13 protein-coding genes and 1 tRNA gene are annotated in these 16,162 nt (G+C 46.9%); 10 read left to right on the top strand and 4 right to left on the bottom strand.

All coding sequences use genetic code 11. The annotated features are described in order from the left end of the window. Window positions 1–48 precede the first annotated feature (48 nt). The 3 genes from HMPREF1535_RS14015 to HMPREF1535_RS14005 all read left to right on the top strand — a co-directional run bounded on the left by HMPREF1535_RS14015 (window position 49) and on the right by HMPREF1535_RS14005 (window position 5,340). A complete protein-coding gene (locus HMPREF1535_RS14015; protein ID WP_046146636.1) occupies window positions 49–1,971 on the top strand; it encodes a glycoside hydrolase family 2 protein in 1,923 nt (640 codons plus the stop codon). Window positions 1,972–2,060: 89 nt separating this feature from the next. Next, window positions 2,061–3,542 (top strand): T9SS type A sorting domain-containing protein, encoded by a 1,482-nt coding sequence (locus HMPREF1535_RS14010; protein WP_046146635.1) that lies wholly within the window; start codon window positions 2,061–2,063, stop codon window positions 3,540–3,542. Window positions 3,543–3,669: 127 nt separating this feature from the next. Then, on the top strand, window positions 3,670–5,340 hold the full coding sequence (locus HMPREF1535_RS14005) for a putative transporter (RefSeq protein ID WP_046146634.1): 1,671 nt from the start codon (window positions 3,670–3,672) through the stop codon (window positions 5,338–5,340). A gap of 48 nt (window positions 5,341–5,388) precedes the next feature. Here the strand turns inward: HMPREF1535_RS14005 and HMPREF1535_RS14000 are convergent, their stop codons facing one another. The 3 genes from HMPREF1535_RS14000 to HMPREF1535_RS13990 all read right to left on the bottom strand — a co-directional run bounded on the left by HMPREF1535_RS14000 (window position 5,389) and on the right by HMPREF1535_RS13990 (window position 8,811). Further along, window positions 5,389–7,038: a Gfo/Idh/MocA family oxidoreductase gene (locus HMPREF1535_RS14000; RefSeq protein ID WP_010800037.1), complete on the bottom strand. Its 1,650-nt coding sequence runs from the start codon at window positions 7,036–7,038 to the stop codon at window positions 5,389–5,391. Window positions 7,039–7,042: 4 nt separating this feature from the next. Then, window positions 7,043–7,549, bottom strand: a complete 507-nt coding sequence (locus tag HMPREF1535_RS13995; RefSeq protein WP_007652543.1) for a DoxX family membrane protein — start codon at window positions 7,547–7,549, stop codon at window positions 7,043–7,045. A 74-nt stretch (window positions 7,550–7,623) separates the two neighbouring features. Then, a complete protein-coding gene (locus HMPREF1535_RS13990) occupies window positions 7,624–8,811 on the bottom strand; it encodes a THUMP-like domain-containing protein (RefSeq protein ID WP_046146633.1) in 1,188 nt (395 codons plus the stop codon). 302 nt (window positions 8,812–9,113) lie between these two features. Here HMPREF1535_RS13990 and trpB point away from each other — a divergent pair, with 302 nt between their 5' ends. From trpB to trpA, 7 genes are read left to right on the top strand one after another with little or no spacing between them, the layout of a single operon-like run. After that, window positions 9,114–10,301: a tryptophan synthase subunit beta gene (trpB, locus tag HMPREF1535_RS13985; RefSeq protein ID WP_010800039.1), complete on the top strand. Its 1,188-nt coding sequence runs from the start codon at window positions 9,114–9,116 to the stop codon at window positions 10,299–10,301. Between the two features lie 3 nt (window positions 10,302–10,304). Beyond that, window positions 10,305–11,711: an anthranilate synthase component I family protein gene (locus HMPREF1535_RS13980; protein ID WP_046146632.1), complete on the top strand. Its 1,407-nt coding sequence runs from the start codon at window positions 10,305–10,307 to the stop codon at window positions 11,709–11,711. Between the two features lie 12 nt (window positions 11,712–11,723). After that, window positions 11,724–12,293 carry an anthranilate synthase component II gene (locus tag HMPREF1535_RS13975; protein ID WP_046146631.1) on the top strand — a complete coding sequence of 190 codons (570 nt, stop codon included), beginning with the start codon at window positions 11,724–11,726 and terminating at the stop codon, window positions 12,291–12,293. A 31-nt stretch (window positions 12,294–12,324) separates the two neighbouring features. Beyond that, window positions 12,325–13,320 carry an anthranilate phosphoribosyltransferase gene (gene trpD / locus HMPREF1535_RS13970; RefSeq protein ID WP_046146630.1) on the top strand — a complete coding sequence of 332 codons (996 nt, stop codon included), beginning with the start codon at window positions 12,325–12,327 and terminating at the stop codon, window positions 13,318–13,320. A gap of 3 nt (window positions 13,321–13,323) precedes the next feature. Next, window positions 13,324–14,136 (top strand): indole-3-glycerol phosphate synthase TrpC, encoded by an 813-nt coding sequence (gene trpC / locus HMPREF1535_RS13965; RefSeq protein WP_046146629.1) that lies wholly within the window; start codon window positions 13,324–13,326, stop codon window positions 14,134–14,136. Continuing rightward, window positions 14,130–14,804 (top strand): phosphoribosylanthranilate isomerase, encoded by a 675-nt coding sequence (locus HMPREF1535_RS13960; RefSeq protein ID WP_046146628.1) that lies wholly within the window; start codon window positions 14,130–14,132, stop codon window positions 14,802–14,804. Before trpC ends, HMPREF1535_RS13960 begins: the two co-directional genes overlap by 7 nt. Continuing rightward, window positions 14,801–15,574, top strand: a complete 774-nt coding sequence (trpA, locus tag HMPREF1535_RS13955; RefSeq protein WP_046146627.1) for a tryptophan synthase subunit alpha — start codon at window positions 14,801–14,803, stop codon at window positions 15,572–15,574. Before HMPREF1535_RS13960 ends, trpA begins: the two co-directional genes overlap by 4 nt. A gap of 412 nt (window positions 15,575–15,986) precedes the next feature. On the opposite strand, the gene HMPREF1535_RS13950 is transcribed toward trpA, so the two are convergent. Next, window positions 15,987–16,073: transfer RNA gene (locus tag HMPREF1535_RS13950), tRNA-Ser, on the bottom strand. Between the last annotated feature and the right edge of the window lie 89 nt (window positions 16,074–16,162).

Raw genomic sequence — 16,162 nt, 5'->3', positions numbered from 1 at the left:
GCTGTTCTGTACTATCTATTATTAATTTAATTCTCAACTACATACAAAATGAAAAAAATATATTTATCTGCCTTGCTGGTCTGTGGCAGCCTAATCGCATCAGCCCAATGGAAACCGGCAACCAATAACATTATCACCCCCTGGGGAGAAAATCTCGATCCTCAACATGTATTACCCGAATATCCTCGTCCTATCATGGAACGGGAAAACTGGCTAAATCTGAACGGATTATGGGATTATACCTTATCCACTAAAGAGGAGAACAACATCCCTGCCACTTTCGATGGGAAAATACTGGTTCCTTTCGCTATCGAGTCTAGTTTGTCTGGTGTTGGGAAAGAGATCGGTCCGGATAAATCCCTCTGGTACCATCGGACTTTCAGTGTTCCAACCGACTGGAAAGGGAAAAAGCTACTTCTCAATTTCGGAGCAGTAGACTGGCAAGCCGATGTCTACCTTAACGATATAAAAATAGGAAGACACACCGGCGGAAGTACTCCGTTCTCTTTTGATATTACTCCCTATCTGAAAAAGTCTGGTGAACAGAAACTGGTCGTACGAGTATGGGACCCAACATCCAGCGCTTTTATCCCCAAAGGAAAACAACGTAATGACGGAAAAGTAGAAATAGGCATGTGGTGGTATCCTCCTGTAACCGGAATATGGCAAACAGTATGGCTGGAACCTGTAAACGATCAACATATTACGAACCTGAAAATGGTACCGGATATTGATACCCAAACATTACATGTCAACATCGAAAGTAAAAATACAACAGAAGCCGATCGCATAACGTTTAAGATATCAGACGGAAAGAGCCTGGTCTGCGAACAAACAGTTACCGCTGGTCAAATAGAATATGAAGCAGTAATGTTACCGTTCAGCACAACTGATATCATCTCCAGCCAAGCTACTTTCCGGCAATCTATCCAAATCAACATTCCATCGCCCAAACTCTGGTCACCCGATTCTCCCTTTTTGTATGACGTGGAGATAGAACTGTATCACAACGGGAAAAAGGTGGATCAGATAAAAAGCTACTGCGCAATGCGTAAGGTATCCATCGGACGGGATGCCCAAGGTTTACTGCGCCTGCAACTGAACAACAAAATGATCTTCCACAACGGTCCGTTGGATCAGGGCTGGTGGCCTGACGGTCTCTATACTGCACCAAGTGACGAAGCATTGGTTTATGATATAAAAAAGACCAAAGAATTAGGTTTCAACATGATACGCAAACATGTAAAAGTCGAACCTGCGCGTTGGTACACCCACTGCGACCGGATTGGTATCCTGGTCTGGCAAGACATGCCGAGTTGCGACTACGACAAAGGGGAAAAATCTCCGGAATGGGTTCCCTGGAATTACTTCAACGGACGGGATGTCAACCTCCCGGCTGAGGACATGGCGACTTACTGCAAAGAATGGAAAGAAATAATGGACTTTCTTTACTCCTACCCTTCCATTGTTATGTGGGTTCCTTTCAATGAAGCCTGGGGACAGTTTTGTACGAAAGCAATTGCAGACTGGACTAAAAAGTACGATCCTTCCCGCACCGTCAACGCCGCTTCGGGAGGTAACCTTTATGCTGATGCCGGAGAAGTTCTCGACACACATTATTATCCGGGACCGGAACTCCGCCTGTTCAACCCTAATAAAGTAAACGTGATCGGTGAATACGGTCCATGCGGATTTCAGATCATCGGACATGATTGGTATGCTCCGACCGGAGTTCACGATCCGGCCAAACTGAGACAAGAATATATTGATCAGACCAATAAATATATCAATGCTATGAACCTGCTGAAAACAGAGATCGGAAAAGGTGCCTCAGCCGCTGTTTATTGCCAGACAACAGATGTGTTCCGCGAAAGTAACGGACTTGTCACTTTCGACCGTAAGTCTCGTAAATTCAATGAAAAAGAGTTTACTGAAGTAAATAAGGAGATTTCGGATTATTTCGGGGAATAATCTAAAGGATCAATCTGAATTTTGTTACGTTGCTTTTGATTTGACCTAAAAGCAACGTAACAACGATAATCATTTTAAACCATATCATTATGAGAATATCCATCCTGCTTACCTGTTTCACAATACTGATTTCTACTTTTGGTAGTGCTCAGCAAATAAAGAGGAACCTGATTGCCAACAGTTGTTTTGAGGAAGGTTTAAAACATTGGTACACAACCTGTGAACCCAATATCAACGTTAATTACTATATTGATAAAGATACGCCGATTTCCGGTTCTGCTTCTGCACTAATCTCTGTCGATCAACCAGGTAGCCATTCGCATGATGCCATGCTGTACGTATTATTCCCTGTGGAAAAAAATGCAAAATATAAGATCTGTTTCAAAGCCATGTGCTCCAGAAAAGAGCAACTCAAACTGGAATTCTGTTCGGATCATGGCGACTATATACCTCCTGTAATTGAAATAAGACCAGAATCTTTCAAAAGTGAATATGATGACGATCGGTTAAAAGGGAGTATTTCCGTTACTCCGGAAGTCCGGGAATATACTTTTATCACCGGACCTCTTGACAAGGCTGACTGGAAATACAAGCTGGCATTCCAGTTTGCAACAGCTGCCCCATATACCCTATACTGGATAGACGATGTAAAAATATGTCGTGCTGACGACGGGGACTGGGATGGAAATCTTTTCCCCGCTGATGAATCCGGAAGAACTTCCTTTCCAATCAAAGGTACTTCCAGTAATCTTGTGATTCCCTATTGTCCGAATGAAGAAACAGCTTATGATCTCACATTTACTTTACAAAGTAACCGAAAAACGGAACTACATACACCTATGATCCCCATCTATGGAAACTATCACACAATAAATTTTGATAATGAGCCGGAAAACCGTATAATGACCTGCCTATTCCACCAGAGAACACCTCCGAACCAAGTTGTCTCTCCCCGGATCGAAAGAATTGGCTGCTGGAATATCTTACTTTCCAACATTAAATCTGATGCTGGAGATTTCAATGCTCTCATAAAACATATAACAGTAAAAGAACAAAACTTACGGCTTCTGGATTGTGAGATACTCAACCCAATATCCGAACTCCTTTTAGGAACAAAACATCAGTTCAGGATTGGAGAATTCGTCACACCAACCCATGCCAGCCCATCAGTTGTCTTCGGCGTACAGAACGGACAAGGTTGTGCAACCATCGACCAGCAAGGTGTTTTGACTGGAACCAGTCCCGGTGATATCACTGTCAAAGTATGTAATCGGGAAGGAGACATAATCAGAGCCATACCAGTCATAATAACGCCCCCCGTTTCCACTGGGAAGACTCAGAAAGAAACAGTCCAACTGTATCCAACGATCGTTCGGCAGGGAGAAGATATCTATATTTCCGGATCGACAGAAGAGAGCAGTATATCTCTATATAGTATTACCGGACAAATGATCTTTTTTGATCGACACAACTTGCACACAATACAAACCTACTCACTTCACCCGGGAGTGTACATTGCCAGAATCATTCACAATCAAAACATCAGCATACAAAAAATCCGTATCAAATAAAGTTGTTACAAAAAAACAAGCGCAGACTCATGTTGACAAAATACATGAATCTGCGCCTTCCATGTTCTTGACAGTCGGTAATTCAAAATTAACCCCTATCTTTGCAGTCTCAACAAAAAACTCTCTTATGAATTGGTTGCAGGAAGCTTTTTTAGAGCCGACGATGTTGCAGGCTGTTATAGTTATCTCGCTGGTTTCGGCCGTGGGATTATTCTTGGGAAGACAGAAGATATTCGGTATATCACTGGGTATCACCTTCGTGTTCTTTGCCGGGATTCTGGCCGGACATTTCGGGATAGTTGTCAATAAAGACATGCTGAACTTCGCACAGAGCTTCGGTCTGATTCTGTTTGTCTACTCTTTAGGGTTACAGGTCGGTCCGGGTTTCTTCTCCTCTTTAAAGAAAGGCGGAGTAGCCATGAACATGATGGGATTGGGTGTCATCCTGCTGGGATTGCTCATGGCTCTTGCTTTCCATTGGACGACCGGTGTTTCGTTGCCGAATATGGTCGGCCTGCTTTGCGGAGCCGTTACCAACACACCGGCTCTGGGTGCTGCGCAACAGGCTTTATTACAGGTAGAACCGGCCGATTACAAGGAAGTGACCGATATGGCACTGGCTTGTGCCGTTGCCTATCCTTTGGGAGTCGTAGGGGTTATCCTGGCTATTATCCTACTGAAAAAAGTGTTCGGAGACAAGAACCTGGCGGACGATAAAGAAAAACATAATACCAAACCCAACATCACCGAATTCCATATCAGCAACCCAGCTATCTACGATAAAAGCATCAAAGATATTATGAAGCTGACGGAGAAACATTTTGTGATTTCCCGCGTGTGGCGTAACGGAAAAGTAAGTATCCCTACCTCCGACACCGTACTGCATGAAGACGACCATCTGCTGATTATTTCCCATAAATCAGATGTCGAAACCATCAAAGTGCTTTTCGGAGAACAGGAAAACGTCGACTGGAACAAAGAAGATATCGACTGGAATGCAATCGACTCGCAACTGATATCCCGCCGCATCGTCGTTACCCGCAACCGGGTAAACGGCGTAAAGCTCGGTTCGCTCCGACTACGTAACCTGTACGGCATCAATATCACCCGTGTGAACCGTGCCGGTATCGACCTGGTTGCCGACTCGGCCCTCCATCTGCAGATTGGCGACCGCCTGACGATCGTCGGTGAAAAGAATGCAGTCAACAATGTTGGTAAAATACTAGGCGACGAGATCAAACGCCTGGATAACCCGAATCTGCTGGCGGTATTTATCGGTATCTCACTGGGGGTTCTGCTGGGGTCCCTGCCGATCATGTTGCCGGGGATGACTACACCAATCAAATTGGGTATTGCCGGCGGCCCCATTATTGTCGGTATCCTGATGGGTGCTTTCGGTCCACGTTTCCATCTGACTACTTATACGACCATGAGTGCCAACCTGATGCTACGCCAATTAGGTATCGTCATCTATCTGGCCGGGCTTGGGATTGATTCAGGAGCCCATTTCTTCGAGACCGTATTCCGGGCGGAAGGGGCTTTATGGGTCGGACTAGGTTTTCTGCTGACGATTGTCCCTGTCCTGATTGTCGGTTTCATCGCTTCCCAGTTCTTCAAACTCGACTATGCGCACAACGTCGGGATGCTCTGCGGCAGTATGGCAAACCCCATGGCCCTGACCTATGCCAATACAACGGTCGAAGGCGACGAACCATCGGTTGCCTATGCCACGGTCTATCCTTTATCCATGTTTATCAGGGTGATATCGGCACAGTTAATCATTATGTTATTTACATAAAAAAGGGGGAACTTTCATTCCCCCTCCCCATAATATAATCCGTATCGATTATCCTTTCACAATTTCTTCTTTCTCTTTATCCCAGTACATCGTACGTCCTTCCAGATAAGCATGTGTTCCCATATGGGCAGTCATCGCTTCCTGGAATGCGGCATCAATATTACAGCTCGGCTGTTTATTCTGACGGATACATTCCAGCCATTCACGAATATGCAGGTGGGTCGTGTCGTAACGTTTACCGCTTACATAGGTGTAAAGCAAACCGCGCTGGGCAAAATATAATTCAGTTGGCGACGTAATAGCATCCACCGAATTCTGTCCCGGCACATAGGTGTAGAACGGTTCGTTCGGTTTGATGATCCCCTTGTCCATCTTCTCCTTGTAAATTTCGGACGCCGGATCCGCCTTCAGCGTAATCGTATTGGACAATTCCATCTGGGCATCATGTCCCATAATGACCTTTCCACGCGGACGGTTGCTAGCCAATGTCGCACTGTACAACATCGTCATATCCCGGTCGGGGAACTCGAAAGTAGTCTGCAAGACGTCAGGTACCGTACGTCCGTCCTTGAAGTAATAGACACCACCCGACGAAGTAGCCGAATGAGGAATACCCACTCCGAATATCTGATTGATCGCATCGTACTCGTGTGTCAGCAAGTCACCGCTCAAACCGGTACTGTAATCCCACCAGCAACGCCAGCGGAAGAAACGTTCCAGGCTGAATTTATCACGGGGATCAGGACCGATATACCGTTGCAGGTTGTTCGCTGTCATATAATCGGTATATTCCTTGATGCGTTCTTCCGGTCCTTCGAACTGTTTCCAGTCGATTGTGTCGGGAGAAGCGCCGTCTATCAGCGGATATACCCACGCCCCGTTCGGGTCGTTACGGTTGGTACATACTTCGATCAGCGATACTTTGCCGATCAGGCCTTTGTCGATGATCTCCTTGGCACGGATATAACTGTCGGTCTGACGTCCCTGATGCCCCAGCTGGAAAACGATGCCGGTTTCTTTTACCACCTGGCGCACCTGATAAGTCTCAGGAACTGTCCACGACAACGGTTTTTCCACATAGACATGCTTTCCGGCTTTAGCTGCTTCCATCGCCATCGTACTGTGCCAATGGTCGGGAGTAGCGATAATAACTGCGTCGATGTCATCGGCCGCCAGCAATTCTTTATATGTTCTGTAACGTTTCGGGCGTTTACCGAACTTTCCGTTCGAACCTTCGCGATGAATATTGGATGCCGCCAAAACAGCCGCTTCACCATACACATCGAAGATATCGCATACGCCGGTTACTTCGATATTCAAATCATCCTGCTCCTGGAACTGCTCGTAACGCTTGTCCTTGCTATCGTTCTTCGCCCCTTCAATCAGGCCGTCGATCCAGGAAGGTTCGGCAAAACCGGCTGCACGCATCAGCTGCTTGCCGCGGATACCGAAACCGATCATTCCGATACGAATCTTTTTCCCGTCCGGCTGGGCAGGAATCATATAATGTTCTTTATCAAACTTAAAGGCACTACCCAGACTTTTCGACTTTTTGTCGTACGTCTGTTTCTTGTAGACACCATAACCCAGTGCCCCCAATACCGGAATGGTAGCCAACGCCTTCAGGGCATTACGACGTCCTTCAGACTGAGGCCCCTGATTTTCTTTCGGAGTATTATTATTGTTTTCTGTTGCCATGATATTACATTAATTTGAGTTTAGACAATAAGGGAATCGCTTTTTTCAGATAGCGGTCCAGCCCGATAATATGAGAGGTGGGAAAAACCAGCAATACAGCCAGCGCCGCCATCTCTACCAGATTCTTGTCTATCCACAGATAAGACCCTTCGAACGGCATCATATATTGTGCCCCGATAAACGAAGGATGGGAAAGGTAATAAAATGCAAGCAATATCATCGCCCCGATAGAAGAGAGTTTGCTGAAAGCACCGGTAATCAGTCCGAGACCGATTAACAACAGCGCCCATTCGTTCAGCGCATTAACCATGTTCATCATGGCCGGATCACTAGCCAATCCGGCGAAAAAGTCAGACATAAAACCTTTGGAATCGAGGAGGTAAGGAAGCGATGTCCATTTGGGATTCAGGATCTTCACCAGTCCTTCGTAGGCAAAATGCCAGCCAATGAATAATCGCAGTACAACCATCGCGGTCAACTGCGCAGAAGTGTAAGAATCTTTTTGTATCATTTCATGTATTTGATTTATCGCCGCAAATATAGGGATAAAATCCGGAGAACAAAGGATTTGAAATACTGATGATACTAAAACTTTCTACATTTTACCAAAATTTTACTATTGTCAGCCTGGATTGTAGCAAAAAGATATACATCTCCACCATCCATGATCTTTGTGCGTTTACGCAATTCTTCTACGGACAGAGGGAAATTACGGACAGTGATATTTGCACGGGGTATTTGTCCGGATATTCCTTTGCAGAGTTTCCCGGTAAAAGGGAATACCTCCTCTACGACAAAACTCCTGCCCGGAAAAACAGCTACTCCTGTATCAGAAGTATACAGATGGCTGCTCGTATGCAACTTTTCCAATCCGAAACGGGTAGCGGTACTTTTAAAGGCACCGGCTTTCAGCAATGAGGAATTGGGTTCATAGAGATAGTTTTTTACCTGACCGGACAGATGTAACTCTTCCCGACTCTCATCCTGCAAAGTAAAAATAAAAGATTCTTCCTCCCCATTGCCTGTATAATTAATGCAATGAATAACCGGAGAAGTTACGGACGCATCTCTTTCCACAACAAAAAGCAGTTCCTTACATTCGTTCTTTACCGACAACACATGGACTTCCACAGTTCCGGGTAAAAGCTCCAATGCCAACCGTATATCGGCCATAGGAGATAACTTTGCAATCACTTTCGGCGCATGGCGGAAGAGTTCCGGCAACAAGGCCGGCAGGTCGGGTTCACAATCCTGCAAAGCAAAAACCCGTTTATTTCCTTCGCCGCGACGGGCCGGGTCAATATAAAAAACATCGGTTCGGGGCAGTTGGGATATTAACATTGTGCTATCCCCTTCCATAACCGTTATATTGTCGACACCCAATGCTGAAAAATTATTACGGGCAGCCTCGCAATAAGCAGGGAAACGTTCTATATAAGTTACTTGGCGGACTTTCCGGGAGAAGTAATAACTGTCAATTCCCAGACCACCAGTCAGGTCGCACAGGGTTTCATCTTCCTTCACCAAACGCTGTTTATAGGAAGCCGTCTGTTCAGATGAACATTGCTCTGCCGATATCTTTGAAGGAAATAACAAATCGTCGTTTGCATACCATAGAGGCAGCTTTTCCTTAATCTGCCGCCGGGATGCAATCTGGTCTACTGCAAAAGGAACATCGATTGAAGGATAACGGGATGCACTCAGCAGAAGACGAGTCAAATCATCGCCTGCATGTTCTTTTACAAATCTCCGGAATTCATCTGTCTGTTTCATGCGGCAAAGATAAGGTTTTTATGATTAGTGATACAACGAATATTTTTCAAAAAAAATCCGCAAATCATTTGCAGTTTGTCAGAGAATATCTATATTTGCTGCCGTAATAACAAAAACAGTCATGAGAACATTTATAGTAAATACATTTTGGTGGTGGCGCTCTTTACTCCTACAACGGTCGTAAGGAACGCAGTCCTGTGTATATACTAGTCAAGATATCATAGAAAGGCCTGTCGCACTTGCGACGGGCCTTTTTTCTTTTTAATCCATTTACGAATACAATTAAAACAACATAGCAAAAGATGAAAACGTATCAAGTTGACAAAAACGGTTATTATGGTGAGTTCGGCGGCGCTTATATCCCCGAAATCCTTCACCAGTGTGTGGAAAACTTACAGAACATCTATCTGGAAGTACTGGAAAGTGAAAGTTTCAAGCAGGAATTCAACCAATTGCTGCGCGACTACGTAGGCCGCCCCTCCCCCCTTTACCTGGCAAAACGATTAAGCGAAAAGTATGGTTGCAAGATTTATCTCAAACGGGAAGACCTCAACCATACGGGAGCCCACAAAATCAACAACACAATCGGACAGATTCTGCTGGCACGCCGCATGGGCAAAACCCGCATCATCGCCGAAACAGGTGCGGGACAGCACGGTGTTGCCACAGCTACCGTTTGCGCCCTGATGAACATGGAATGCATCGTTTACATGGGCAAGACGGACGTGGAACGCCAGCATGCCAACGTGCAGAAGATGGAGATGCTCGGTGCAACCGTCGTCCCTGTTACTTCCGGCAACATGACCCTGAAAGATGCAACAAACGAAGCAATCCGTGACTGGTGTTGTCACCCTTCCGATACGTATTACATCATCGGTTCCACAGTCGGTCCTCACCCTTATCCCGACATGGTAGCACGCCTGCAATCCGTTATCAGTGAAGAGATAAAGAAACAGTTACAGGAAAAAGAAGGGCGCGACCATCCGGATTACCTGATTGCCTGCGTCGGAGGCGGAAGCAATGCAGCCGGTACAATCTATCACTTTATCGACGACCAACGGGTGAAACTCGTACTGGCAGAAGCCGGAGGAAAAGGAATCTGTTCAGGTATGAGCGCCGCCACCATCCAGCTGGGAAAGAAAGGAATCATACACGGAGCCCGTACCCTGGTCATGCAGAGCGAAGACGGACAAATCGAAGAGCCCTACTCTATCTCTGCCGGACTGGACTATCCGGGAATCGGCCCGATTCACGCCAATCTGTCCGTCAGCCACCGTGCCTCTATTCTGGCAGTCGATGACGACGAAGCACTGGAAGCCGCTTTCGAACTGACCCGCCTGGAAGGAATCATCCCGGCACTGGAAAGCGCCCATGCGCTGGGAGCACTCAGCAAAGTGAATTTCAAGCCGGAAGACGTAGTCGTGTTAACAGTCTCCGGTCGTGGCGATAAAGATATGGATACGTATATTGAATACAAAAACAGAAAGTAACCGATGAAAAACTATCATTTCAAAACGATAAGCAAACAGGTCCTGGGCGACCTTCACACTCCCGTCAGCATCTACCTGAAAGTACGGGATATCTATCCGGAATCAGCCCTGCTGGAAAGTTCGGACTTCCACGGAAACGAAAACAGCCTTTCCTTCATCGCCCTCTGCCCGCTGGCAAGTATCGGCATCAACAACGGCGAATGTACGGCAACCTTTCCCGACGGCAACCGCGAAGTGACTCCCCTCAGTGAAAGCTATAACGTAGCAGATGCCATGAACGCGTTTCTGGACCGTTACTGCATCGAAGGGGCAGACAAGAAAGTCTGCGGCCTGTTCGGATACACGGCCTTCGATGCTGTCCGTTACTTCGAAAACATTCCGGTCATAGAAGCCCATCACGAAGAGAACGATGCTCCCGACATGCTATACATATTATATAAGTATATCCTCGTCTTCAACCATTTCAAAAATGAACTGACATTAGTCGAATTATTGCAGGACAGCGAAAAGAGCAACTTGCAGGAAATCGAAACACTGATTGAAAACCGCAACTATGCTTCCTATAACTTTCAGACCACCGGGCCGGAGACTTCTCCTATCACCGGCGAAGAATACAAGGCTATGGTTCGCGAAGGTATCAAACACTGCCTGCGCGGTGATGTTTTCCAAATCGTTTTAAGCCGCCGTTTCGAACAACCGTTCAAAGGCGACGACTTTAAAGTCTACCGTGCCCTGAGAAGTGTCAATCCTTCCCCCTACCTTTTCTATTTTGACTTCGGCGGCTTCCGCATCTTCGGTTCTTCTCCCGAAACGCACTGCAAAGTGACGGAAGGCCATGCAAGCATCGACCCGATTGCCGGAACCGCTTTCCGCACAGGCAACGTGGCTCTCGACAAACAGCGTACAGAAGCCCTCCTCGCCGACCCGAAAGAGAATGCCGAACATGTCATGCTGGTAGACCTTGCCCGCAACGACCTGAGTCGCAACGCACACAACGTACAGGTCGATTTCTACAAGGAGGTACAATATTACAGTCACGTCATCCACCTGGTTTCCCGTGTAAGCGGCGAAGTGAACAGCGACAGCAACCCGGTAAAAACATATATCGACACCTTCCCGGCAGGAACCCTCAGCGGCGCCCCGAAAGTACGTGCCATGCAGCTTATCACCGACCTCGAAAAACATAACCGCGGAGCCTATGGTGGCTGCATCGGATTTATCGGCCTGGACGGTGACCTGAACCAGGCTATCACTATCCGCACCTTCGTCAGTCGCGGCAACGTACTGTATTACCAGGCCGGTGCCGGTATCGTAGCGAAAAGCAACGACGAACGCGAACTACAGGAAGTAAACAACAAGCTGGGAGCCTTGAAAAAGGCAATCGACCTGGCAGAGAAGTTGAAGAATTAAAAATTGAAAATTATGAGCAAGATATTATTATTCGACAATTATGATTCCTTCACCTATAACTTATTACACATCCTGAAGGAACTGGGTGCAGAGGTAGAAGTTCACCGCAATGACAAAATATCCTTGGAAGAAGTAGACCGCTTCGATAAAATCCTTCTTTCGCCGGGTCCCGGCATTCCGGAAGAAGCGGGCATCCTGCTTCCTTTAATCCGCCAATATGCCCCGACAAAAAGTATTCTGGGAGTATGCCTCGGAGAACAAGCGATTGGAGAAGCCTTCGGAGCAACCCTGATTAACCTGACGGACGTTCATCACGGCGTTTGTTCCGATATCCGGGTAACAGCTAAAGAACCGTTATTTGCCGGACTCGAAGCCGGATTCCGCGCCGGGCGTTACCACTCCTGGGCAGTCTCCCGCGAAAACTTCCCCGATTGCCTGGAAATAACAGCCGAAGATATGGAAGAAAAACAAATCATGGCATTGCGTCACCGTACGTACGACGTGAGGGGTATCCAATTCCATCCGGAATCGGTCCTGACCCCGAAAGGCAAGATTATTATTGAAAACTGGCTGAAAGGATAACGAGGACTAATAAACATAAGAAAGAAGAGTTATGAAAGATATATTATACAGATTATTCGAACACCAGTACCTCGGCCGGGATGAAGCCCGCCAGATACTTCAGAATATGGCTGCCGGCCAATACAATGACTCCCAGATAGCCTGCCTCATCACCGTCTATCTGATGCGTAACATTTCCGTAGAAGAGCTATCCGGTTTCCGCGAAGCCCTGCTCGAAATGCGCGTACCGGTCGACCTATCGGATTACAAGCCAATCGACATCGTCGGTACAGGGGGAGACGGCAAAAACACATTCAATATCAGTACCGCTTCCTGTTTTGTCGTTGCCGGAGCCGGTTACAATGTGGTGAAACATGGTAACTACGGCGCAACCTCCGTCAGCGGTGCCAGTAATGTGATGGAACAACATGGCGTCAAATTTACCAACGATATCGACAAACTACGCCAAAGCATGGACACCTGCCATATCGCATACCTGCATGCCCCTTTATTCAATCCGGCCCTAAAAGCGGTAGCCCCGGTACGTAAAAGCCTGGGAGTACGAAGTTTCTTCAATATGCTCGGTCCGCTGGTGAATCCCGTTATGCCGGCTTACCAGTTATTGGGTGTATATAATTTACCTTTGCTGCGGTTATACAGTTACACATACCAGGAAAGCGGGACGCGTTTTGCCGTTGTCCACAGCCTGGACGGGTACGATGAAATATCACTGACCTCCGACTTTAAAGTAGCAATGCCGGAGAAAGAGAAACTATATACCCCGGAAATGCTTGGTTTTGCCCGTTGCACAGAGGATGACCTCGACGGCGGACAGACTGTCGAAGATGCCGCCCGCATCTTCAATAACGTAATGACCAATACGGCAACCCCGGCACAAAAGAACTGCGTAATTGCCAACTCTGCCTTTGCCATCCAGGTCATCTGCCCGGAAAAGAAGATAGAAACCTGTATCGCCGAAGCCCGCGAATCGCTGGAAAGCGGCAGTGCACTGGCTACGCTAAAGAAGTTTATTTCACTGAATAATTGATTTATGAAAGATATATTGCAAGACATTATAGCCAACAAACGCATCGAAGTAGACCGGCAAAAACAAGCCGTACAGCTCCGTACGCTACTGGCATTGGGTGGTGAACGGCTGGAACGTACCACCTATTCGATGCGTGCCTCGCTGGCAGCATCTTCTTCGGGTATCATCGCCGAGTTTAAACGCAAAAGTCCTTCGAAAGGCTGGTTGCATCCGGATGCCGCCATCCCGGACATCATCCCGGCCTATCAGCAAGCCGGAGCTTCTGCCTGCTCGATCCTGACCGACCCGCAGTTTTTCGGTGGTTCATTGGGTGACCTCTGCCAGGCACGCAAGCTGGCTGAGATTCCTCTGTTGCGGAAAGATTTTATCATCGACGAATACCAGGTGTACCAGGCCCGGGTCATGGGAGCCGACGCAATTCTGTTAATCGCCGCCTGCCTCACCCCCGACCAATGCTTGTCACTGGCAGAGCTGGCGCATACCCTCCAACTGGAAACATTGCTGGAAATCCACAGCGAATCGGAATTGGGGCATCTCAACCCGCATATCGACATGCTCGGTGTTAACAACCGCAACCTCGGGACATTCCATACCGATGTGGAAAATTCGTTCCGTCTGGCAGAAATCATGCAGGAAGTCAGCAAAGAAAAGGACCTCGCTCCCCTCCTGGTTTCGGAAAGCGGAATATCAGACACAGCCACAGTAAGCCGCCTTCGTGAGGCTGGCTTCCGCGGTTTCCTGATTGGTGAGACATTTATGAAAACAGAAGAACCGAGCGATACTTTGTCCGCTTTCATAGGAGGTTTGCCATGCTAATCAAGGTTTGCGGCATGCGGGAACCGGAAAATATCCGGCAGGTAGCAGAGACGGGAATCGACTGGATGGGATTCATCTTTTACACTCGCTCCGCTCGCTCAATTGACAATGGAAAATGGACAATTGAAAATGAAAGAAAGAGTTCCTCTCTTAATAATTCTCAATTCTCAATTTTCAATTTTCAATTGAAGAGGGTCGGCGTCTTCGTCAACGCCACGCCGGATGAAATGATGGAAACAGCCGCCCGTTACCGGCTCGATTACCTGCAATTACATGGAAACGAATCGCCGGACATCTGCTATACCCTCCATAAACGGGGATATGCAATCATCAAGGCATTCTCTATCGCCACCGAAGAAGATTTAAAACCGGTCGCCGATTACGAAGACCGTGCCGACTATTTTCTTTTCGACACCAAATGCAGCAGCTATGGCGGTTCAGGCAAACAGTTCGACTGGTCGGTACTCTCCGCCTATAAAGGGCAAACGCCTTTCCTGCTCAGCGGCGGCATCAACCCCGACAGCGCAGAAGCCCTCCGGAACTTCAGCCACCCGAAACTGGCCGGTATCGACCTCAATAGTGGTTTCGAAACCAGTCCGGGCATGAAAGACGTAGAGAAACTGAAAACATTTATTGACAAGATTAAAAATAAAAAGACTGACATATGAATCGTATTACAAACTTATTCGAAACAAAAAAGAACGGCATCCTATCCGTTTACTTTACAGCAGGTTATCCACAGCTAAATGATACGGTAACCGTTCTGAAAGAACTGGAAGCAAAAGGTATTCACATGGTCGAAGTAGGCATCCCTTTTTCCGACCCGATGGCAGACGGTCCCGTCATCCAGGAAGCCGCTACACAGGCATTGCGAAACGGCATGTCGCTCCACCTCCTGTTCGAACAGTTGAAAGACATACGGAAAGAGGTACAAATGCCTTTAGTTCTGATGGGCTACCTCAATCCGATTATGCAATTCGGCTTCGAAGACTTCTGTAAAAAATGTGTGGAAGTAGGTATCGACGGCATGATTATCCCCGACCTCCCTTTCGCCGACTACATGTCCGACTACAAAGAGATAGCCGACCGCTACGACCTGAAAATGATTATGCTCATCACCCCTGAAACCTCCGAAGACCGTATCCGCCTGATTGACGAACACACTTCCGGCTTCATCTATATGGTATCGAGTGCAGCAATAACAGGTGCACAGCAGAGTTTCGACGACCAGAAACAGGCCTATTTCCGCCGTATCAACGGAATGAACCTGCAAAATCCCCGCCTGGTAGGTTTCGGAATCTCCAACAAAGCCACCTTCGATGCCGCCTCCTCTAATTCCTCAGGCGCCATCATCGGCAGCAAATTTATCCAATTGCTGAAAAGCGAAACTACAATCCCCGGAGCTGTAGATGCATTACTGGAAGGTTTGAAAAAATAGGACGGCAACCTGCCTGAAATGGGTAGGCATCGAAACAACAACGGACAGGCATCGCTTTATCTATGGATGCCTGTCTGTTTTTAGATTAACAAAATATACTCGAAAAAACAGCTACTTACAACAATATTATTCCCTACTATCTAGTACATTTGCCAAAAACAGGAACGTCTTTTGTGCGTTTTTGCCATTTTCAGGAACATAAAATTGATTTTATCATGGAATTATATCGTAGCATCATTGAAGATTTAAAAGATTGGAAAAGCAGACCGGATAGAAAGCCACTAATTTTAAAGGGGGCCAGACAAACTGGAAAAACATGGATATCATGAAACTAATATCGATCCGATAATCTTTATACATCTGAAAAAAAAACAGTTACCAGTTTATAACCGACAACTGTTTCTCTTTTCAGCGGAAAGCGAGGGATTCGAACCCCCGGAACAGTTACCCGTTCACCGCATTTCGAGTGCGGCCCATTCGACCACTCTGGCAGCTTTCCTGATCGTTGACGCGACAAATGTATAAAAAATTTGATACCGTTATCCTCCAAAGGTCCTTTTTTTCTGCACACAGCACTACTATGTCAGT

Source organism: Parabacteroides goldsteinii DSM 19448 = WAL 12034, assembly GCF_000969835.1.
GTDB lineage: Bacteria > Bacteroidota > Bacteroidia > Bacteroidales > Tannerellaceae > Parabacteroides > Parabacteroides goldsteinii.
Note: the sequence above shows the minus strand (reverse complement) of the source record. Positions and strands in the feature narration are given on the sequence as shown.